Origin of the sequence: Curtobacterium sp. BH-2-1-1 (assembly GCF_001806325.1) — a bacterium.
In the GTDB taxonomy this organism is placed as follows: Bacteria; Actinomycetota; Actinomycetes; order Actinomycetales; family Microbacteriaceae; genus Curtobacterium.
This window is the reverse complement of record NZ_CP017580.1, coordinates 2,988,777-3,009,241: the sequence shown is the minus strand read 5'-3', so window position 1 is coordinate 3,009,241 and position 20,465 is coordinate 2,988,777. Positions and strand designations below refer to the sequence as shown.

The window sequence follows — 20,465 nt, the reverse complement described above, 5'->3', positions numbered from 1 at the left end:
ACACTTCTTCGCGCCTGTTCTTTGTGGGTGCCAGTCAATTCGCGCCCCTGCCGCACGAATACGCTGACTTACCATGCCCCGTATCAGCAAGGTCCTCATCGCGAACCGCGGCGAGATCGCCGTCCGCATCATCCGCGCGGCCCGCGACGCAGGCAAGGCATCGGTCGCGGTCTACGCCGACCAGGACCGTGACGCCCTCCACGCACGCCTCGCCGACGAGGCCTACGCGCTGAACGGCACCACGAGCGCCGACACCTACCTCGTCATCGACAAGATCATCTCGGTCGCCCGACGCTCCGGCGCCGACGCCGTGCACCCGGGTTACGGGTTCCTCGCCGAGAACGCCGACTTCGCCCGCGCCGTCATCGACGCCGGGCTGACCTGGATCGGCCCCTCGCCGGAGTCGATCGAGCGCCTGGGCGACAAGGTCTCCGCTCGGCACGTGGCCGAGAAGGTCGGCGCGCCGCTCGCGCCCGGCACGATCGAGCCCGTGCAGGACGTCTCCGAGGTCTTCGACTTCGTCGACCAGGTCGGGCTGCCCGTCGCGATCAAGGCGGCGTTCGGTGGTGGCGGCCGTGGTCTCAAGGTGGTCCGCTCGCGCGACCAGGTGGAAGAGCTCTTCGAGTCGGCGACGCGCGAGGCCATCGCGGCGTTCGGCCGCGGCGAGTGCTTCGTCGAGAAGTACCTCGACAAGCCGCGCCACGTCGAGACGCAGTGCCTCGCCGACGAGCACGGCAACGTCGTCATCGTCTCGACGCGCGACTGCTCGCTGCAGCGTCGACACCAGAAGCTCGTCGAGGAAGCGCCCGCGCCGTACCTGACGGCGTCGCAGGAGGAACGGCTGTACGAGTCGTCGAAGGCGATCCTCCGCGAGGTCGGCTACGTCGGTGCCGGCACGTGCGAGTTCCTCATCGGCGCCGACGGCACCGTCTCGTTCCTCGAGGTGAACACCCGCCTGCAGGTCGAACACTGCGTCTCCGAAGAGGTCACCGGCATCGATCTCGTCCGCGAGCAGTTCCGCATCGCCGAGGGCGGCGTGCTCGACTACTCCGACCCGGTCGCGCGGGGGCACTCGTTCGAGTTCCGCATCAACGGCGAGGACCCGGGTCGCAACTTCTTCCCGGCGCCGGGCCCCGTGCACGCGTTCCACGCGCCGTCCGGCCCTGGTGTCCGCGTCGACTCGGGCGTCGTCTCGGGCGACGTCGTCTCCGGCTCGTTCGACTCGATGCTCGCGAAGCTCATCGTCACCGGCGCCACGCGCGCCGAGGCGCTCGAGCGGTCGCGTCGTGCCCTCGCCGAGTTCGAGGTCACCGGCCTGCCGACCGTGCTGCCGTTCCACCGTGCGGTCGTGTCGGACCCGGCGTTCGCGACGCCCGACGAGACCCCGTTCAGCATCTACACGCAGTGGATCGAGACCGACTTCGTCAACGAGATCCCGGCGTGGAGCGGCTCCCCCGAGGAGCTCCCCGCACCGGCAGCCCGCGAGAGCGTGGTCGTCGAGGTGCAGGGCAAGCGCATCGAGGTCACCATGCCGTCGATCGTCGCCGGTGGCGCCGCCGGTGCTGCCGGTCGTCGTCCGGCCGGGCCGTCCGCTCCGCCGAAGCGCCGGTCGTCTGGGGTCCGTGGCGGCCTGGCGTCGTCCGGCTCCGTGACGTCCCCGATGCAGGCCACCGTGGTGAAGCTCGCGGTCGCCGAGGGTGACACCGTGGTGAAGGGCGACCTGCTCGTCGTGCTGGAGGCCATGAAGATGGAGCAGCCCGTCGCTGCCCCGCGTGACGGCGTCGTCACGGGGCTGAACGCCCCCGTCGGCCAGACGATCTCGTCCGGCCACGTGCTGCTCGAGCTCGCGTAGGCGGCTGCGCCGCGCGGGGCGGCCGCGCCGCTGCGCTTCGAACCACGAATCCGACATCGAACCACCGCGCCTGGTCGGTTCGATGTCGGATTCGTGGTTCCACGCCGGGGGCCGCTCACCACGCGGGCGTCGTTCGGACGCCCCGCCGGACCGGGAGACCTGCCGCCGCCAGCATCGCCGGGAACGCGCCGCCGGGCACGACGTCACGCCAGATCGGCCGGATGACGCGGCGTACGTCGTCCAGCGCGCGCAGCCGATCTTCCCGCACCTTCTCCGCGATGACGACTTCTTCGACGGAGCGGCCGTTGCGCATCCCGGCGTCACGGTACTTCACGAGACCGTCGAACTCGACGATCACGCCCTGGTCCGGGAACCAGAAGTCGACCCTGCCGATGACACCGCGGTCGTCGCGGAACTCGTGCTGTTGGACCGGCGCCGGACACCCGACGTCGCGCATCACGAGCAGAGCGACGCTCTCCCCCGCCGACTCCGATGTGCCCGCCGCCAACTCCAGCACCGAACGCGCTCGTCGCCCCGCGCGAACCGGGCCGCGTGCCGCCAACTCGTCCTCGATCGCGTCGTGCTGCACGCCACGTCGGAGCGCCGCGTCCGCCACCGCGAGTGCTCGGCCGCGGTCGTACCGCAGCGCGATGTCCACGACCGTGTCGACCAAGGTCGTGACGGGCAGCCCTCCGACGACGACCGGCGCCACGTGTCGTCCGGCCGCAGCGGCCTTGTCCGCGAACCTCGTGCGCTGCGCGGTCCGACGCACTGGATCGAGCACGGTCACGCGTTCCGGTACGGGCTGTATCCACGGCAGTCCGTGCGCGATCGCGGCGGAGGCATGCGACACGACGGCACGAGGCGTGACGGCGTGCACCGCCGCCGCGCGTGCGAGGTGCTGCTCCCAAGCGGTCGCGCGCTCCCAGTCCTGGCGGTGGACGAAGGCGCCGTGGCCGACGCGGATCAACTGCCCGTCGCGCAACGCTCGCTGCTGCGTGCGGGCCGCGGCCGGGTCGGGGTGCACGGGGACGACGACGGGGACCACCATGGTCCGAGCCTGTGCGGGCTCGGGTCGCGCCCCCGTACCCGACGCTCGATCTGTGGAGAAGTCACGTGCTCACAACTCGCACGCGCACAAACGTCGAACCACGTTTCCGACGTCGAACCAGCGGCACGAGCTGGTTCGACGTCGGAAACGTGGTTCGACGCGCGGTGAGCCGCCAGCGCCGCCAGAGCCGCCAGCGCCGCCGTAGGCGCGGCCGCGCCTACGACACCAGGGGGCGGATGTCGGCAGCGAGGGCGTCGACGAGCGACTGCGCCTCGGCGGGGGTCGCCGCGACGGTGTCGATGTAGACCTTCACCTTCGGCTCGGTCCCGCTCGGCCGGACGATCACGCGGGCGTCACCCGTCAGGTCGTAGCGGAGGATGTCCGACGGCGGGAAGCCCTCGACACCACCGGCGTAGTCCGTCACCGACAGCACCGACAGGCCGCCCAGCGTCGTCGGCGGCGTCGACCGCAGGGACGCCATGATCGACCCGATGCGGGAGAGGTCGTCCACCCGGGTCGCCACCTGCCCGGACGCGAACGCCCCGAACTCGGCCGCGAAGGCGTCGAGCTGCCCGGCGATCGACGACCCCGAGGCAGCCAGGTCCGCGGCGAGGGACAGCAGGGACAGCGCCGCCGAGATGCCGTCCTTGTCGCGGACGACCTCCGGGTCGACCAGGTAGCCGAGCGCTTCCTCGTACCCGAACAGCAGCCCGGGGACGCGGGAGACCCACTTGAAGCCGGTGAGGGTGTCGCGGTACTCCAGCCCGTGCCGCGCCGCGACCCGTGCGAGCGCCGGCGAGGACACGATCGACGCCGCGAGCGTTCCCTGCACACCGTCGTCGGACGCCCGGGCGGCAGCGCGCCACCCGAGGAGCCAGCCGACCTCGTTGCCCGAGAGCCTGCGGAAGGAACCGTCGCCGTCCGGGATCGCCAGCGCCAGCCGATCGGCGTCCGGATCGTTCGCGATGACGAGGTCCGCACCGACAGCGACCCCGCGGGCGATCGACAGGTCCATCGCCCCCGGTTCCTCGGGGTTCGGGAACGACACCGTCGGGAACGCCCCGTCCGGCTCGATCTGCTCGGGCACGGTCACCGGCAGGGCGAACCCGGCCGCCTCGAACACCGCGCGGGCGGTCTCCCACCCGACGCCGTGCATGGCCGTGTAGACGACCTTCGGCTGCGCGTCCGGAGCGAGCCCGGGCGCTGCCACCGTCGCCGCGGTGGCGGACACGTAGGCGCCGAGCAGCTCGGACGTGGCGACGGTGTAGTCGGTGGCACGGGGCAGGTCCGCGATCGAGCCAGCGGCGACGGCGTCGATCGCGGCGGCGATGTCGGCGTCGACGGGCGGGACGATCTGCGACCCCTCGTCGTCCTCGCCGAGGTAGACCTTGTAGCCGTTGTCCCGCGGCGGGTTGTGGCTCGCGGTCACCATCACCCCGGCACCGACGTCGAGGTGCCGCACGGCGAACGCCAGCACGGGCGTGGGGAGCGCCGACGGCAGCAGGGTGACCTCGAGCCCGAGGCCGCGCATGACCTCGGCGGAGTCGCGGGCGAAGACGTCCGAGTTCACCCGACCGTCGTACCCGATGACGACGCTGCGTCGACGACCGGTGTCGATGAGGAAGCGCGCGAGTCCCGCGGCGGCCTGGGTCACGACGACCCGGTTCATCCGGAGCGGTCCGTACCCGAGCTCGGCGCGGAGGCCGGCTGTGCCGAACGCCAGGCGCCCGGCGAACCGCGCGGCGAGGTCCTGCACGGCGGGACCGTCGCCGGTCGCCGCCGCGTCGATCGCCGCATCGAGCGAGGAACGGGTCTCGGGGTCCGGGTCCTGCGCGCTCCAGGCACGAGCAGCAGCGAGCACGCCGTCGACGTCGAGCTTCACGACGCGGAGCCCAGCGCGGTCACCACGCGGGCGAGCAGGTCGGCGATCACCGGCTCGGCTTCGCGCCCGGCCTCGAGCACCTCGGCGTGGGACAGCGGCGTCTTCTGGATGCCGGCGGCGAGGTTCGTGATGAGCGAGAAGCCGAGGACCTCCATGCCGGCCTGCCGCGCCGCGATGGCCTCGAGCGCGGTGGACATGCCGACGATGTGGCCGCCGATGGTCTTCGCCATCTGGACCTCAGCCGGCGTCTCGTAGTGCGGACCGCGGAACTGGGTGTAGACGCCCTCGTCGAGCGACGGGTCCACGCCGCGAGCAACCGAGCGGAGCCGCGCCGAGTACAGGTCGGTGAGGTCGACGAACGTGGCGCCCTCGAGCGGGCTGTCCGCGGTGAGGTTGATGTGGTCGCTGATGAGGACGGGCGTGCCGGGCGTCCAGTGCTCCTTGATGCCCCCAGCCCCGTTCGTCAGGACCATGATCGAGGCGCCGGTCGCCGCCGCGGTCCGGACGCTGTGCACGACCCGACGGACCCCGTGGCCCTCGTAGTAGTGCGTGCGCGCCCCGATGACCAGCGCGTGCCGGCCGTCGGCGAGACGGATCGAGCGGACCGTACCGGAGTGCCCGGGGACGGCCGAGGCGCTGAAGCCGGGGACCTCGGACGCGGGGATCTCGGACACGGTCTCGCCGATGAGGTCCGCGGCCTTCCCCCACCCGGACCCGAGGGTCAGGGCGATGTCGTGGCGCTCGATGCCGGACTTCGAGGCGATGACCTCGGCGGCATCACGCGCGACCTCGAACGGGTCGGCGGCGGGGTCGTTCAGCGGGTTCTCCGTGCTCATGCCCCAACTCTAGAGGCCACGGAACCGGCGTCAGTGTTCGCCGAGCGCCCGGTCCACCGCGGCCGTGATCTCGGCCTGGTCGAAGTGGTTCCGGATCACGATGACCTCGGCGTAGGTGGACCCGATCGCCTCGACGAACTCCTGGCTGGTGAGGATCACGTTCGCGTCGTCGGACACCTTCTGCACGGACGCGACGTCGGCCGCCACGACGGACGCGGTCAGCCCGAGGGCCGCGAGGGCCTTCTCGGCGTTCACCTTGAGGATCGCGCTGGAACCGATGCCCGCGCCGCAGATGGTGACGATCTTCATGCCGTGACCCCCATGATCGCGCGGACCTCGTCCGCGGTGGCGGCATCGGCGATCCGACCGGTCACCGAGGCGTCGTTGAACAGGTTCGCGATCTCCCCGATCGACTCGAGGTGGGTGCCGACCCCGGCGACCGCGAGCCCGAGGACCACGCGGACCGGATCGTTGTGCGGGTGCCCGAACGACACCGGCGCGTCGAGCGTCACGACGGACAGCCCGTCACGCAGCACCGCGGGCCCCGGCCGGGCGTGCGCGAACGCCAGCCCGGGCGAGATGACGATGTACGGCCCGTGTTCCTCGACCAGGCCGATCATGGCGTCGGTGTACGGCTCGGTGGCCGCTCCCGACGACACGAGGGCACCGCCGGCCAGCCGGAGCGCGTCGCGCCACGAGGACGCGGTCGCCCCGAGCACGACGGCGGAGTCCGGCAGCGGCGGCAGTGGCATGCGTCAGGCCTCCTGGTGACCGGCCGTGATGGTGGCGATGATCTCTTCGCGGTCCTCGAGCGGCAGGAACGAGCCGAGCGCCGCGTTGATCTGGAACGCCGCGAGGTCGTCGAGGTCGTAGCCGAACGTGCCCGCGAGCAGCGCGAGCTCCTTCGAGAGCGAGGTGTCGCTCATCAGGCGGTTGTCCGTGTTCACCGTGACCCGGAAGCCGAGCTGGTAGAGGACGTCGAAGGGGTGGTCGGCGAGGTCGTCGCCCCACGCCGCGACGGCCCCGGTCTGCAGGTTCGACGACGGCGAGACCTCGAGCGGGATCTCACGGTCGCGCACCCACGAGGCGACCTCGCCGAGGGAGGCGAGCGTCGAGCCGTCACCGGCGTCGGACAGGATGACGTCCTCGAAGATGCGGACGCCGTGGCCGAGGCGCAGTGCCCGCCCGTCGACGAGCGCGGAGCGGATCGAGGCGAGCCCGTCGGCCTCGCCCGCGTGCACCGTCACGGGGAAGAGCTCGGACGCGAGGTAGTCGAACGCCGCACGGTGGTTCGAGGGCGGGAACCCGGCCTCGGCACCGGCGATGTCGAAGCCGACCACGCCGCCGTCGCGGTGCCGGACGGCGAGCTCGGCGATCTCGAGTGCACGGTCCGCGTGGCGCATCGCCGTGACGAGCTGACCGACGCGGATGCTGCCGCCGGCGGCGTCGACCGCTTCCTCGATGCCGGCCTGCACGGCCTCGACCGCCTGGTCGAGCGTGAGCCCGCCCTGCAGGTGCTGCTCGGGCGCCCAGCGGACCTCGCCGTAGACGACGCCGTCGGCGACCAGGTCCTCGACGAACTCCTTCGCGATGCGGTGCAGCTGCGGCGCCGTCTGCATCACCGAGATCGTGACGTCGAAGGTCTTCAGGTACTCGACGAGCGAGCCGGAGTTCGACTGGTCGGCGAACCACTGCCCGAGCTCAGCCGGGTCGGTGGTCGGCAGGGTGACGCCCGCGGCACCGGCGAGCTCGACGATCGTCGCCGGGCGCAGGCCACCGTCGAGGTGGTCGTGCAGCGAGACCTTCGGCAGGTCGTTGATGACCGCTCCGGCGTCGGGCAGGCGGTAGGTCGTGGCGTCGGAGCTCATGCACCCAGGCTATCGGTGGTCACCGACCGCGCGCAGGCACCTGTGCACAACAGACGACGGGACCCGCTGGAGGCTCTCCACAGCCGGGCAGGCAGCCGCAGCCCGGCCGGTGGCCGGTCCCACGGCCCGGGTTCAGCCCGCGATGCGCTCGCGCACGATCGGCCCACGCCGAGGCGCCTCGGTGCCGATCGACCAAGCACCCTCGAGCGACTCGAGCGCCCGCGGGATCCGCGACGCGTCGTCGGTGTGCAGCGTCCAGAGCGGCTGCCCCGCGGCGACGGTGTCACCGGGCTTGACGTGCAGCTCGATGCCCGCCCCGGCCTGCACCGGGTCCTGCGCGCGCGCACGGCCGGCACCCAGGCGCCAGGCCGAGACGCCGAACGGCAGGGCGTCCTGCTGCGCGAGCACTCCCGACGACGGCGCGGTGACGACGTGATGCTCGCGGGCGACCGGCAACGCGGCTGCGGGGTCCCCGCCCTGCGCCTGGATCATCCGCCGCCAGGTGTCCATCGCGCGGCCGTCGGCCAGTGCGGCGGCCGGGTCGGCGTCCGGCAGCCCGGCCAGCGTGAGCATCTCGGTCGCCAGCGCCACGGTCAGCGCGACGACGTCGGCTGGACCCCCGCCCGCCAACACGTCGACCGACTCCCGCACCTCGAGCGCGTTGCCGATCGTCAGCCCGAGCGGGACCTCCATGTCGGTCAGCAGTGCCGAGGTCTTCACCCCGGCGTCGTTCCCGAGGTCGACCATCGTCTGCGCGAGCTCGCGCGACGCCTCGTACGAGGGCATGAACGCCCCCGACCCGAACTTCACGTCGAGCACGAGCGCACCCGTGCCCTCGGCGATCTTCTTCGACATGATGCTCGACGCGATGAGCGGGATGCTCTCGACGGTGCCGGTGATGTCCCGCAGGGCGTACAGCTTCTTGTCGGCCGGCGCCAGGCCGGTACCGGCGGCGCAGATGACCGCCCCCACGTCGGTCAGCACCTCGAGGAGACGGTCGTTCGACAGCGCCGCCTGCCACCCGGGGATGGACTCGAGCTTGTCGAGCGTCCCGCCGGTGTGCCCGAGCCCGCGGCCCGACAGCTGGGGTACCGCGACCCCGAACGACGCCACGAGGGGCGCCAACGGCAGCGTGATCTTGTCGCCGACACCACCGGTCGAGTGCTTGTCGACCGTCGTCTTGCCGAGCGACGAGAACGACATCCGCTCCCCCGACGCGATCATCGCGAGCGTGAGGTCCTTGATCTCGCGCCGCTCCATCCCGTTCAGGAAGATCGCCATCGCCATCGCCGCCATCTGCGGGTCCTCGACGTAGCCGCGCGTGTAGGCATCGACGAGCCAGTCGACCTCGGCGGTGCTCAGGGCGCCCCCGGAGCGCTTCGTGCGGATGAGGTCGACGGTGTCGAACGGCTCGACGGCCATGTGGATCAGTGCTCCTGCTGGTAGGTGGCGAGGGTCCGCGGCCCGAAGGCGTCCGGCAGGACCTCGTCGATGGTGCGGATGCCGGAGACGGTCTCGAGCAGCATGCCCTCGGTGGAGTGCTCGAAGAGCAGCTGGCGGCACCGGCCGCACGGCATCAGGGTCGCCCCGTCACCGTCGACGCACGTGAACGCCACGAGCTTGCCGCCGCCGGTCATGTGCAGCTGCGAGACGAGCGAGCACTCCGCGCAGAGCGTCACCCCGTAGGACGCGTTCTCGACGTTGCAGCCGGACACGATCCGGCCGTCGTCGGTGAGCGCCGCGGCGCCCACCGGGAACGACGAGTACGGCGCGTAGGCGTGGCCCATCGCGGCCGTCGCTGCGGTCCGCAGGGCGGTCCAGTCCACGTCGGACGGGAGCCGCGGCTCGGCCCCCGTCCCGTCGGCGGCGGTCCGGCCGCCGCGCCCGTCCAGGGCCGTGGCCGGGTCCGCCCAGCCGGTCGCGTCGGTGGACGCGATCTGGTCGTCGCCCGCAGCGTGCGTGTCGGTCATGTGCCGTGCCTCCTGGCCGTCAGCTCTTGATGTACGGCTTGCCGGACGCTGCCGGCCCACGCGACTGCCCGACCAGGCCGGCCACCGCGAAGATCGTCACCACGTACGGGAGCATGAGCAGGAACTCGCTCGGCACGGGCGAGTTGATCGCGCCGAGGGTGTTCTGCAGGTTCGACGCGAACCCGAACAGCAGCGCCGCGAACGTCGCCTTGATCGGGTCCCAGCGACCGAAGATGACCGCCGCGAGCGCGATGTAGCCCGCGCCGGCGGTCATGTCCTTGGTGAACGGGCCGACCGCGTCGAGCGTGAAGTACGCGCCGCCGAGGCCCGCGATCGCTCCGGCGAGGGACACGTTCCAGAACCGGGTCCCGGTGACGTTGATGCCCACCGTGTCCGCCGCCTGCGGGTGCTCGCCGACCGCGCGGAGCCGCAGGCCCCAGCGGGTCTTGAAGAGCCCGAACGTCACGACCGCGACCGCCACGTAGGCCAGGTAGACCGTGACCCGCTGCTCGAAGAACACCGGACCGATGACCGGGATCTGGTGCAGGACCGGGATCGGGATGATCGGGAACCGGACGCCGACGTTGAGCGTGGTCTCGTTCGGCGAGAGCACCTGCGAGTACAGGAAGCCGGTCAGGCCGGAGATGAAGGCGTTGATGACGACACCGACGATCACCTGGTCGACGAGGTACTTGATGCTGAACGCCGCGAGGATGAACGACACGAGCGTGCCCGCGACGAGCGCCGCGACGAGGCCGACCCAGGGCGAGCCGGTGATGGACGCGACCATGGCGGAGCTGAACGCGCCGGCGAGGAACTGTCCCTCGATCGCGATGTTCACGACACCGACGCGCTCGGAGATGACGCCGCCGAGGGCACCGAACACCAGCGGGACGCTGAGGCTCAGCGCGCCGAGCAGCAGGCCGGGGATCGGCAGGGACTTGCCGGCGGCCGCCCACGTCAGGAACCCGATGACGAACACCACGGCGAACACCGCGGTGACCCACATCGGCACGCGGCGCACCGCACGGGTCTCGACGACCGCGTAGACGGTGAGGATCGCGAGCAGCACGACCACGACGATCCCGGTGCCCACGGCCGGCAGCGGCACGTCGGGCAGGGCGAAGAAGTCGCCGCTGTTGGCGAGGCGGAACGTGGTCGTCCCGGTGCGGGGCAACAGCGCGAAGAGCACGAGGGCGATCAGCGTGAAGACGCCGTACCCGATCGCGAGCTTCCAGCTGCGGGTGGTTTCGACCGGACGGCCGGCGACCGGCGACGCGCTGGGCGCGGTGGGGCTGAGGGTGCTCACGCGGCGACCGCCTTCTTGCTGTTCTTCGTGGAGACGCGTCGACGAGCACCCGGCTGCGGGATCCGGAAGATCGCGCGGACGAGCGGCGGTGCCGCGATGAAGAGGACGATGAGGGCCTGGATGACGCCCACGATGTCGATCGGGATGCCGTTCGCGGCCTGCATGGCGTAGCCGCCGTTCTTCAGCACGCCGAACAGGATCGCGGCCCAGAACACGCCCCACGGCTTCGACCGGCCGAGCAGCGCCACGGTGATGGCGTCGAACCCGATGCCGGCGTCGATGCCGGAGGTGAACCCGGTCGTGACCGCGCCCTGCACCTGGTACGCGCCGGCGATGCCGACGAGGGCACCGGAGATGACGAGGACCCAGATGGTCAGGGACGGCACGCTCATGCCCGCCACGCGAGCGGCACGCGGGTTCTCACCGATGGTGCGGAAGCGGAAGCCGAGCGAGGACTTGTTCACGAGCCACCACACGACGACGACCGCGATGATCGCCACGACGAAGCCGAGGTCCACGCCGTAGCGCACCCCGAACAGCGGCGGGAGCACCGCGCTGTCCTTCGTCGCGGGCGAGATCGGGTTCGGGCTGCCCGGCGCCTGCAGCAGGCCCGGCGTGCGGAGCAGGTAGCTCACGAGGTACAGCGCGACGTAGTTGAGCATGATCGTGAGGACGACCTCGTTGGCACCCGTCCGCGCCTTGAGGACGCCGACGATCCCGGCCCACACCGCACCGCCGACGATGCCGGCGACGATCGTGAGCGGGATGTGGATCGCCGCGGGGCCGTCGAACGAGAAGCCGACCCAGCCAGCCGCCGCGGCGCCCATCAGGATCTGGCCCTGGCCGCCGATGTTGAACAGGCCGGCGCGGAACGACAGCGCGATGCCGAGGCCGGCCGCGATGAGCGGCACGGCGTAGTCGATCGAGCGGGTCAGCGGCACGATGGCCTGCTGGAAGCTCGACGCGCCGAAGTTGACGACGGACCCCTCGAACAGCGACGCGTACGCGCCGCCGACCGCGGTGCCGATCGCCCGGAAGGTGTCGGCCGGACGGGCGAAGAAGTACCCGGCGGCCGAGCGGACGTTCTCGTCGGTGATGGCGATGAGGATGCCGCACGCGACGAGGGCGAGCACGACGGCGAGGACCGTGACGAGCGCGGAGCCGTTGACGATGCCGTGCAGTGCGGCCTGCCAGCGGTCGCTGCCCTGACGTCGCTCGGTGTCCTCGGCGGAGTCCGTCATGAGGTGCGGGGTGGACTCGACGTCCTGCAGGCGGTCGTCGGTCAGCGGTGCGTCCGGCTGCGTGTCGGCCGTCGGCTGGGCATCCGGCTGCGTGTTGTCTGGCGTGGGGGTGCTCACGCTGCCAGCTCCGTTCCTTCTGGGAGTTCTCCGGCCATCATCAGGCCGAGGACGTCGCGCGGGGTGTCCGCGGGGACGATGCCGACGATCCCGCCGCGGTACATCACGGCGATCCGGTCGGCAAGTGCCACGACCTCGTCGAGCTCCGTGGAGACGACGATGACCGGGACACCGGTGTCGCGCGTGGCGACGATGCGCTTGTGCACGAACTCGATCGACCCGACGTCGATGCCGCGGGTCGGCTGTGCCGCGACGAAGAGGCGCAGGTCACGGCTCAGCTCGCGGGCGAGGACGATCTTCTGCTGGTTGCCGCCGGACAGCCGGCCTGCCGCGGTGGTGCGGCTCGGCGTGCGGATGTCGAACTCGGCGATCTTCTCGTCGGCGAACGCGTCGCGCTCCGCCGATCGGATCGTGCCGGCGCGGACGAACTCGGCGTGGTCGGCACGGTCGAGCATGAGGTTCTCGGCGATGGTGAACTCGCCGACGAGCCCGTCTTCCTTCCGGTCCTCCGGGACGAAGCCGACTCCGGCGTCGAGGATCTGCTTGACGGTGCGGCCGGTGAGCTCGCGCCCGTCGAGCGCGACGTGGCCGGCGTGCACCGGCTCGAGGCCGAGGATCGCCTCGGTCAGCTCGGTCTGGCCGTTGCCCTGCACCCCGGCGATGGCGAGGACCTCGCCGCGCCGGACCGTGAACGAGACGTCGTCGACGAGGACGATGCCGGACGGGTCGGTGACGGTCAGCCCGTCGACGACGAGGGCGTCCTCACCACCGGTGGCCGGTGCCTTGTCGACGACGAGGGAGACGGCACGGCCGACCATGAGCGCCGCGAGCTCGTTGTTCGTCGCGGTGGGCGATGCCTCGCCGACGACCTTGCCGAGGCGGATCACGGTGATGCGGTCGGCGACCTCGCGGACCTCGCGCAGCTTGTGGGTGATGAACACGATCGCGGTGCCGGCCGCACGGAGCTGGCGCATGATGCCCATCAGCTCGTCGGTCTCCTGCGGGGTGAGGACGGCCGTCGGCTCGTCGAACACCAGGACCGAGGCGTCGCGGGACAGCGCCTTGATGATCTCGACCCGCTGCTGGACGCCGACGGGGAGGTCCTCGACCTTGGCGTCCGGGTCGACGTCGAACCCGAAGCGCTCGGAGATCTCCCGCACGCGCTTGCGGGCGCCGGCGAGGTCGAGCCGGCCGCCGAACGCGGTCTGCTCCTGGCCGAGCATGACGTTCTCGGCGACGGTGAAGACGGGGACGAGCATGAAGTGCTGGTGCACCATGCCGATGCCGGAACGCATGGCGTCACCGGGTCCGTCGAAGTCCTGGACGACGTCGTCGAGGAGGATCTCGCCCTCGTCCGCCTGGTACAGGCCGTACAGGACGTTCATCAGGGTCGACTTGCCGGCGCCGTTCTCCCCGAGGAGACAGTGGACCTCACCGGGCTCGACGGTGAGCGAGATGTGGTCGTTGGCGACGAGGGGGCCGAACCGCTTCGTGATGCCGCGGAGTTCGAGCTTCATGTTCTCTGGGTCTGTTTCTGTGATCGACGCACGGAAACGCGGGCGAGGGAGGTTCCCCCGCCCGCGTTCACCGGACTACTTGACGGTCGCCTTGGTCTCGACCTTGATCGAGCCGTCGATGATGCCCGACTTGATGGTGTCGAGCTCCTTCTCGAGGCCGCTGTCGACCTTGTCGGCGTAGTCGTGGAACGGCGCGATGCCGACGCCGTCGTTCTTCAGCGTGCCGACGTACGGCTCGTTGGAGTACTTCTTGTCGGCGGCCTGCTCGACGACGTCCTTGACGGCGGGGCGCATGCCCTTCTCGACGGACGTGAACGCGATGTCCTTGTAGCGCGGGTCGGCCTCGTAGAGGTCGCTGTCCGCACCGATCAGCACGGAACCGTTGTTCGCGTCCTTGATGGCCTCGGCTGCCGACTGGTAGATCGGGCCACCGACGGGCAGGATCACGTCGGCGTCCTGGTCGATCAGGGTCTGCGCGACGGCCTTGGCCTGCGTGCCGGCCTCGAAGCCGCCCGTGAAGGAGCCCTTCTGGCTGTCGACGTCCCAGCCGACGACCTTGACGTCCTTCGACTTCTGCTCGTTGTAGTACTTCACGCCGTCCGCGAAGCCGTCCATGAAGATGGTGACGGTCGGGATCTGCATGCCGCCGAAGGTGCCGACGACGCCGCTCTTCGAGTACGAGGCGGCCGCGTAGCCGGCGAGGAACGCCGCCTGCGAGGTGTCGAAGGTGATCGGCTTGACGTTCTTCGCGTCGATCGAGTTGTCGTCGATGATCGCGAAGTCGGTGTCGGGGTTCGCCGCGGCCTGCTTCTTCGTGGCGTCGGCGAGGTTGAAGCCGACGGTGACGATGAGGTTGCAGTTCTGGCCGATGAGCTGCTCGATGTTCGAGTCGTAGACGGTGGCGTCCTTGGACTCGGCCGACTTGTAGGTGGCACCGAGGTCGGACGCGGCGTCCTTCATGCCCTCGAACCCGAGCTGGTTGAACGACTTGTCGTCGAAGCCACCGGCGTCGGAGACCATGCAGGGGCGGAAGCTGGTCTTGTTGTCGCCGGACGCGGTGTCGGACGGGGCGGCCGAGCAACCGGCGAGGACGGCGACGGTACCGGCGAGCGCGAGGGAGCTCAGCAGGACCTGACGGGTACGAGATGTCACGGGTGGGTTCCTCCGGGGAGCGTGCCCGGACCACGTGCGTTCCGGGCGATCGTGGCGACAGTACACGACCGCCCGGCCGGTACAGAACGCCCCTGAGGGACTCCTGGGATCAGTTACGGGATCGCGACCGCGCCGAAACGCGCCCGTAACGCGAAGTCACGGTTCTGCCCCCAGTTCGGGGGACGTCAAGCGCTTTTCGTGGTGGAGCGCTACAGGACGTCGCCGCGGCCGCTGATCTTCAGTGCATCCACCACACCCTTGACGCGCTGCGCGTTCGCACTGGTGGTCACGAGCAGGGCGTCGGGGGTGTCCACGACGACGATGTCCTCGACGCCGATGAGCGAGATGAGCCGCTGGCTGTGCGAGACGACGATGCCGCTCGACGAGTCCGCGAGGATGCGAGCGCCGTCCCCGAGCACCGCGAGGTTGTTCGCGCGGCCGCCGGACTGCAGCTTCGCGAGCGAGGCGAAGTCGCCGACGTCGTCCCAGTCGAAGTCGCCGGGGATGACCGCCATGCGCCCTGCGGCGGCGGCGGGCTCGGCGACCGTGTAGTCGATGGCGATCTTCTCGAGGTTCGGCCACACCGCGTCCACGACGGCACCACGGGCCGAGGTGTCCCACGCGTCGGCGAGCTCTTCGATGCCGGCGAGCAGCTCGGGCTTCGTCCGGCCGATCTCGGCGAGCAGCACGTCGGCGCGGGCGATGAACATGCCCGCGTTCCAGAGGTAGGTGCCCTGCTCGACGTACGAGCGCGCGGTGTCGAGGTCGGGCTTCTCGACGAAGGAGCGCACCGCGTGGGCGGTCGGGGCGCCCTCGATGCCGATCGGGTCGTCGTGCGCGTGGATGTAGCCGAAGCCGATCGCCGGCTCGGTCGGCGTGATGCCGATCGTCGTGATGTAGCCGGCGCGTGCGGCGACGACCGCTTCGCGGACCGACCGGCGGAAGCCCCGGGCGTCACCGATGACGTGGTCCGCCGCGAAGGAGCCGATGACGACGTCCGGCTCGCGGCGGCGCAGGATCGCCGCGGCGAGGCCGATGGCCGCCGTGGAGTCCTTCGGCTCGCTCTCGAGCACCACGTTGTGGTCCTCGACGCCGGGAAGCTGCGACTCGACGGCGACCCGGTGCGCACGGCCGGTGACGACCATGATCCGCTGCTCGCCGGCCAGGGGCGCGAGACGGTCCCACGTCTGCCGGAGCAGCGAGGTGCCGGACCCGGTCAGGTCGTGCAGGAACTTAGGCGCGTCGGCACGCGACAACGGCCAGAGCCGCGATCCGATGCCCCCGGCGGGGATGATCGCGTAGAAGTCCTCGAGTGCGTCTGCCACGTGCTCACCGTACCGGTGCGGCCGGGCGCGACCTGGGTGGTTCCCGCACGCTTCCCGCACGCACGCGGTGCGGGAGTCCGCACACGGCCACCGCAGCCGGCCCGCCGGTCGTGCGCCGCGCCTCCAGTCCGGTCGTCCACCACGCGCGGACGCGACCGTTCGCCACCCGCCGACGCGGCTGTTCACCGCCTGCGTGCCGGGCGTTCACGTCGACGGCCCCGCGGGGACACGCCGCGCGCGGACCATGGACACCGCCATGAACGCACGCAGCGTGGAGCGCGGCACGTCCCAACGGACCGTCGCCGTCGTGACCGAGAGCTTCCTGCCCACCCTCAACGGCGTCACCACCAGCGTCCTCGCGGTGCTGGACCACCTGGAACGCCGCGGTCACCGCGCGGTCGTCATCGCGCCGGACACCCCCGGCATCGCGCAGTTCCGCTCGCGGACCGCGGTGGAGCGGTACCGCTCCTTCGACGTCCACCGGGTCCCGGCCGTGGCCTACCGCCAGTTCCCGGTCGCGCTCCCCCATCCGGTGCTCGACACGATCCTCGCCGCCTCCGGCGCCGACGTGCTCCACGCCGCGAGTCCGTTCCTGCTGGGCGGGCGCGCGATCACGGCGGCCGGGAGGCTCGGCATCCCCTCCGTCGCCGTCTTCCAGACCGACGTGGCCGGGTTCGCCCGCCGCAACGGCCTGACCGCGACCGTCCCGTTGGTGCGGAAGATCCTCGGACGCATCCACGCCGGCGCCTCGCTGACGCTCGCGCCGTCGAGCGCGACCGCGGCGATGCTCGCCGAGGACGGCGTCCCCCGCGTCGCGCGCTGGGGCCGCGGCGTCGACACCGAGCTGTTCCACCCCGCGCGCCGCTCGTCGGCGCACGTGCGGGCGCTCCGGCGGCGGATCGCCCCGCGCGGCGAGACCATCGTCGGGTACGTCGGGCGGCTCGCGCCCGAGAAGGAGGTCGAGCGGCTCGCCGAGCTCGGCGGCATCCCCGGGATCCGGATCGTGGTCGCGGGCGGTGGTCCCTCCCGGGCCGCGCTCGAACGGCGCCTCCGCCACCTGGACGTCACGTTCACCGGTCCGCTCCGCGGGGACGCGCTCGCGGACGCCTACGCGGCCCTGGACCTGTTCGTCCACACGGGACCGGCGGAGACCTTCGGCCAGACCCTGCAGGAGGCGCACGCCAGCGGGCTGCCGGTCGTCGCGCCGAGCGCCGGCGGGCCGCTCGACCTCGTCGCGCCGGGACTCGACGGCGAGCTGTACGACCCGGACGAGCCACAGGCCCTGCGTCGAGCCGTCCTCGCCCTGCACCACGACCGCGCCCTGGCCGAGCGGATGGGCTCCGCCGGGCGGCTCCGGGTCGAGGGGACGACGTGGGAGGCGATCGGCGACGAACTGCTCGACCACCACGACACGGCCCGCACGATCGGCGCGCCGCCCGCCACGACGCGGGGTGCCCGGACCGGTTGGCACGAGAAGGTCAGCGCACGCGCATAGGATGGGTCGTGTTCCACACGAACACGAACGGCAAGGGCTCGCCGATCGGGCGAGCCCGTCCTATGGGAGGACGAGCTCATGGCCGAGCAGACCGCAGGGGGTACGGCGACCGCCGCACCCCGGGTGACGATCGAGGCGCCGCGCGCTTCTCGGACACCGCAGGGGACGCTCTACCGGGGGTCCACCGGCATGTGGTCCTGGGTCCTGCACCGCATCACCGGTGTGGCGATCTACTTCTTCCTGCTCGTGCACATCCTCGACACCGCCCTCGTGCGACTCTCCCCCGAGGCGTACAACGCGGTCATCGGCACGTACAAGACGCCGATCATGAACCTCGGTGAGATCGCGCTCGTGATGGCCATCGTCTTCCACGCGTTCAACGGGCTCCGGATCATCCTCATCGACTTCTGGTCGAAGGGCCCGAAGTACCAGCGGGCCATGTTCTGGATCGTGATCGTCCTCTGGGCCATCGCCATCGCCGGCTTCCTGCCTCGCCAGCTCATGAACCTCGTCGCGGACTTCAACTAGGGGGCATCCGGATGACCACGCAGACCATCGAGCCCCCGCGCTCGGCAGCAGCAGCCCGCCGCTCCACCAACTGGGAGAAGTGGGGCTGGATCTACATGCGCGGCTCGGGCGTCCTGCTCGTCGTGCTGATCTTCGGGCACCTCTTCGTCAACATGGTGGCGGGCGAGGGCGTCAAGCAGATCGACTTCGCGTTCGTCGCCGGCAAGTGGGCGTCGCCGTTCTGGCAGGTGTGGGACTCGCTCATGCTCGTCCTCGCGCTGATCCACGGTTCGAACGGCATGCGGACGATCGTCAACGACTACGTCTCGAAGCCGGGCATCCGCAAGACCCTGCTCGTCGCGATCCTCATCGCCTGCGTCGTGCTCATCGTGCTCGGCCTGCTCGTGTGCTGGACGTTCGACCCGTGCCCCGCCGGCGCAGCCGCCGCGGACCTGCCGTCGTTCTGCCCGGCCCAGTAGCCGCAGCACGCGTCCTCGACCTCGCTGCCGCACGCCCCTGTCGGCGCGGCACCACTCCTGAAAGGCCCCAGTGACCGAGACCACCGTTCACCACCACCAGTTCGACATCGTCATCATCGGCGCGGGCGGTGCCGGCATGCGTGCCGCCATCGAGGCCGGCCCGAAGGCGAAGACGGCCGTCATCTCGAAGCTGTACCCGACGCGTTCGCACACCGGTGCGGCGCAGGGCGGGATGGCCGCGGCGCTCGCCAACGTCGAAGAGGACTCGTGGGAGTGGCACACCTTCGACACGATCAAGGGCGGCGACTACCTGGTCGACCAGGACGCCGCCGAGATCCTCGCGAAGGAAGCCATCGACGCGGTCATCGACCTCGAGAACATGGGGCTGCCGTTCAACCGCACGCCCGAGGGCAAGATCGACCAGCGGCGCTTCGGCGGTCACACCCGCGACCACGGCAAGTCCCCCGTCCGCCGGGCCTGCTACGCGGCGGACCGCACGGGCCACATGATCCTGCAGACGCTGTTCCAGAACTGCGTGAAGCTCGGCGTGAACTTCTTCAACGAGTTCTACGCGCTCGACCTCATCATGGTCGACGTCGTCGGCGAGGACGGCGTCACCCGCAAGCAGCCCGCCGGTGTCGTGGCGTACGAGCTCGCGACCGGTGACCTCCACGTCTTCCACGCCAAGGCGATGATCTTCGCGACCGGTGGCTTCGGCAAGATGTACAAGACCACCTCGAACGCCCACACCCTGACCGGCGACGGCGTCGGCATCGTCTGGCGCACCGGCCTCCCGCTCGAGGACATGGAGTTCTTCCAGTTCCACCCGACCGGGCTCGCCGGCCTCGGCATCCTCCTCACCGAGGGCGCCCGCGGCGAGGGTGCGATCCTCCGCAACGCCTCGGGCGAGCGGTTCATGGAGCGCTACGCCCCCACCATCAAGGACCTCGCCCCGCGTGACATCGTCGCCCGGTGCATGGTGCAAGAGGTCGCCGAGGGCCGTGGCGCCGGGCCGAACAAGGACTACGTGCTGCTCGACTGCACGCACCTCGGGGCCGAGGTGCTCGAGACCAAGCTCCCGGACATCACCGAGTTCGCGCGCACGTACCTCGGTGTCGACCCGGTCGTCGAGCCGGTGCCCGTCATGCCGACGGCGCACTACGCGATGGGCGGCATCCCGACCAACACCGACGCCGAGGTCCTGTACGACAACACCACGGTCGTCCCCGGGCTCTACGCCGCCGGCGAGTGCGCTTGCGTGTCCGTCCACGGTTCGAACCGCCTCGGCACCAACTCGCTGCTCGACATCAACGTCTTCGGCAAGCGCTCGGGCAACAACGCGGCCGAGTGGGTCAAGACCGCCGAGTTCCTCCCCCTGCCCGAGGACCCCGCCGCCGGCGTCCGCGACATGCTCGCGCAGCTCCGTGCCTCGACCGGCACCGAGCGCATCGCCGTGCTCCGCAAGGAACTGCAGGACGAGATGGACAAGAACGCGCAGGTGTTCCGCACCGACGAGTCGCTCGCCCGCGTCACCGAGACCATCCACACGCTCCGGAACCGCTTCCTGCAGGTCTCCGTGCAGGACAAGGGCAAGCGGTTCAACACCGACCTGCTCGAGGCCGTCGAGCTCGGGTTCCTGCTCGACCTCGCCGAGGTCGTCGTGTACTCCGCCCGGAACCGCAAGGAGTCCCGCGGCGGCCACATGCGTGACGACTACCCGAAGCGCGACGACGAGAACTACATGCAGCACACCATGGCGTACCTGACGGGCGACCCGCACTCGTCACTCGCCGACGACCACATCACCCTCGACTGGAAGCCAGTCGTCGTGACGCGGTACCAGCCGATGGAGAGGAAGTACTGA

18 protein-coding genes are annotated in these 20,465 nt (G+C 70.9%); 5 read left to right on the top strand and 13 right to left on the bottom strand.

Features of this window, described 5'->3' with window-relative positions:
* Positions 1-73: 73 nt before the first annotated feature.
* Positions 74-1,852, top strand: a complete 1,779-nt coding sequence (locus tag BJK06_RS14385) for a biotin carboxylase N-terminal domain-containing protein (protein ID WP_070418451.1) — start codon at positions 74-76, stop codon at positions 1,850-1,852.
* Between the two features lie 115 nt (positions 1,853-1,967).
* On the opposite strand, the gene BJK06_RS18685 is transcribed toward BJK06_RS14385, so the two are convergent.
* The 13 genes from BJK06_RS18685 to BJK06_RS14320 all read right to left on the bottom strand — a co-directional run bounded on the left by BJK06_RS18685 (position 1,968) and on the right by BJK06_RS14320 (position 16,120).
* Complete coding sequence (locus BJK06_RS18685) at positions 1,968-2,903, bottom strand: hypothetical protein (protein ID WP_070418450.1); 936 nt, start codon at positions 2,901-2,903, stop codon at positions 1,968-1,970.
* A 217-nt stretch (positions 2,904-3,120) separates the two neighbouring features.
* The gene (locus BJK06_RS14375) at positions 3,121-4,785 is read right to left on the bottom strand and encodes a phospho-sugar mutase (protein ID WP_070418449.1); all 1,665 of its coding nucleotides are present in this window, start codon (positions 4,783-4,785) and stop codon (positions 3,121-3,123) included.
* Positions 4,782-5,621, bottom strand: a complete 840-nt coding sequence (locus BJK06_RS14370; RefSeq protein ID WP_070418448.1) for a purine-nucleoside phosphorylase — start codon at positions 5,619-5,621, stop codon at positions 4,782-4,784. The genes BJK06_RS14375 and BJK06_RS14370 overlap by 4 nt, the downstream gene beginning before the upstream one ends.
* A 30-nt stretch (positions 5,622-5,651) precedes the next feature.
* Positions 5,652-5,930 carry a PTS sugar transporter subunit IIB gene (locus tag BJK06_RS14365; RefSeq protein ID WP_070418447.1) on the bottom strand — a complete coding sequence of 93 codons (279 nt, stop codon included), beginning with the start codon at positions 5,928-5,930 and terminating at the stop codon, positions 5,652-5,654.
* The gene (locus tag BJK06_RS14360; protein ID WP_070418446.1) at positions 5,927-6,373 is read right to left on the bottom strand and encodes a PTS sugar transporter subunit IIA; all 447 of its coding nucleotides are present in this window, start codon (positions 6,371-6,373) and stop codon (positions 5,927-5,929) included. Before BJK06_RS14360 ends, BJK06_RS14365 begins: the two co-directional genes overlap by 4 nt.
* Positions 6,374-6,376: 3 nt before the next feature.
* Entirely contained in the window at positions 6,377-7,489 is a 1,113-nt protein-coding gene (locus tag BJK06_RS14355) for an adenosine deaminase (RefSeq protein WP_070418445.1), read from the bottom strand.
* Positions 7,490-7,621: 132 nt separating this feature from the next.
* A complete protein-coding gene (locus BJK06_RS14350) occupies positions 7,622-8,911 on the bottom strand; it encodes a thymidine phosphorylase (RefSeq protein ID WP_070418444.1) in 1,290 nt (429 codons plus the stop codon).
* Between the two features lie 5 nt (positions 8,912-8,916).
* Positions 8,917-9,276 carry a cytidine deaminase gene (locus BJK06_RS14345; RefSeq protein ID WP_229086469.1) on the bottom strand — a complete coding sequence of 120 codons (360 nt, stop codon included), beginning with the start codon at positions 9,274-9,276 and terminating at the stop codon, positions 8,917-8,919.
* 202 nt (positions 9,277-9,478) lie between these two features.
* On the bottom strand, positions 9,479-10,768 hold the full coding sequence (locus tag BJK06_RS14340; protein ID WP_070418443.1) for an ABC transporter permease: 1,290 nt from the start codon (positions 10,766-10,768) through the stop codon (positions 9,479-9,481).
* Complete coding sequence (locus BJK06_RS14335) at positions 10,765-12,126, bottom strand: ABC transporter permease (protein WP_258027645.1); 1,362 nt, start codon at positions 12,124-12,126, stop codon at positions 10,765-10,767. Before BJK06_RS14335 ends, BJK06_RS14340 begins: the two co-directional genes overlap by 4 nt.
* On the bottom strand, positions 12,123-13,643 hold the full coding sequence (locus BJK06_RS14330; protein WP_070418442.1) for an ABC transporter ATP-binding protein: 1,521 nt from the start codon (positions 13,641-13,643) through the stop codon (positions 12,123-12,125). Before BJK06_RS14330 ends, BJK06_RS14335 begins: the two co-directional genes overlap by 4 nt.
* 75 nt (positions 13,644-13,718) lie before the next feature.
* Positions 13,719-14,795, bottom strand: a complete 1,077-nt coding sequence (locus BJK06_RS14325; RefSeq protein ID WP_070418441.1) for a BMP family protein — start codon at positions 14,793-14,795, stop codon at positions 13,719-13,721.
* A 209-nt stretch (positions 14,796-15,004) separates the two neighbouring features.
* Positions 15,005-16,120, bottom strand: coding sequence for a mannose-1-phosphate guanylyltransferase (locus BJK06_RS14320; RefSeq protein WP_070418440.1), 1,116 nt, complete (start codon positions 16,118-16,120; stop codon positions 15,005-15,007).
* 256 nt (positions 16,121-16,376) lie between these two features.
* Here BJK06_RS14320 and BJK06_RS14315 point away from each other — a divergent pair, with 256 nt between their 5' ends.
* The 4 genes from BJK06_RS14315 (at position 16,377) to sdhA (ending at position 20,465) form a co-directional block, all read left to right on the top strand.
* A complete protein-coding gene (locus tag BJK06_RS14315; RefSeq protein ID WP_229086419.1) occupies positions 16,377-17,615 on the top strand; it encodes a glycosyltransferase family 1 protein in 1,239 nt (412 codons plus the stop codon).
* A 78-nt stretch (positions 17,616-17,693) separates the two neighbouring features.
* Positions 17,694-18,143 carry a succinate dehydrogenase, cytochrome b556 subunit gene (sdhC, locus tag BJK06_RS14310; RefSeq protein WP_083295282.1) on the top strand — a complete coding sequence of 150 codons (450 nt, stop codon included), beginning with the start codon at positions 17,694-17,696 and terminating at the stop codon, positions 18,141-18,143.
* A gap of 11 nt (positions 18,144-18,154) precedes the next feature.
* The gene (gene sdhD / locus BJK06_RS14305; protein ID WP_070418438.1) at positions 18,155-18,601 is read left to right on the top strand and encodes a succinate dehydrogenase, hydrophobic membrane anchor protein; all 447 of its coding nucleotides are present in this window, start codon (positions 18,155-18,157) and stop codon (positions 18,599-18,601) included.
* Between the two features lie 70 nt (positions 18,602-18,671).
* Positions 18,672-20,465, top strand: coding sequence for a succinate dehydrogenase flavoprotein subunit (sdhA, locus tag BJK06_RS14300; protein ID WP_070418437.1), 1,794 nt, complete (start codon positions 18,672-18,674; stop codon positions 20,463-20,465).

What these genes read in the sequence shown, in the direction of transcription:
- BJK06_RS14385 (WP_070418451.1), top strand. Translation starts at nt 74, where the DNA reads ATGCCCCGTATCAGCAAGGTCCTCATCGCGAACCGCGGCGAGATCGCC.
- BJK06_RS18685 (WP_070418450.1), bottom strand. Translation starts at nt 2,903, where the DNA reads ATGGTGGTCCCCGTCGTCGTCCCCGTGCACCCCGACCCGGCCGCGGCC.
- BJK06_RS14370 (WP_070418448.1), bottom strand. Translation starts at nt 5,621, where the DNA reads ATGAGCACGGAGAACCCGCTGAACGACCCCGCCGCCGACCCGTTCGAG.
- BJK06_RS14365 (WP_070418447.1), bottom strand. Translation starts at nt 5,930, where the DNA reads ATGAAGATCGTCACCATCTGCGGCGCGGGCATCGGTTCCAGCGCGATC.
- BJK06_RS14360 (WP_070418446.1), bottom strand. Translation starts at nt 6,373, where the DNA reads ATGCCACTGCCGCCGCTGCCGGACTCCGCCGTCGTGCTCGGGGCGACC.
- BJK06_RS14355 (WP_070418445.1), bottom strand. Translation starts at nt 7,489, where the DNA reads ATGAGCTCCGACGCCACGACCTACCGCCTGCCCGACGCCGGAGCGGTC.
- BJK06_RS14350 (WP_070418444.1), bottom strand. Translation starts at nt 8,911, where the DNA reads ATGGCCGTCGAGCCGTTCGACACCGTCGACCTCATCCGCACGAAGCGC.
- BJK06_RS14345 (WP_229086469.1), bottom strand. Translation starts at nt 9,276, where the DNA reads ATGGGCCACGCCTACGCGCCGTACTCGTCGTTCCCGGTGGGCGCCGCG.
- BJK06_RS14330 (WP_070418442.1), bottom strand. Translation starts at nt 13,643, where the DNA reads ATGAAGCTCGAACTCCGCGGCATCACGAAGCGGTTCGGCCCCCTCGTC.
- BJK06_RS14315 (WP_229086419.1), top strand. Translation starts at nt 16,377, where the DNA reads ATGAACGCACGCAGCGTGGAGCGCGGCACGTCCCAACGGACCGTCGCC.
- sdhC (WP_083295282.1), top strand. Translation starts at nt 17,694, where the DNA reads ATGGCCGAGCAGACCGCAGGGGGTACGGCGACCGCCGCACCCCGGGTG.
- sdhD (WP_070418438.1), top strand. Translation starts at nt 18,155, where the DNA reads ATGACCACGCAGACCATCGAGCCCCCGCGCTCGGCAGCAGCAGCCCGC.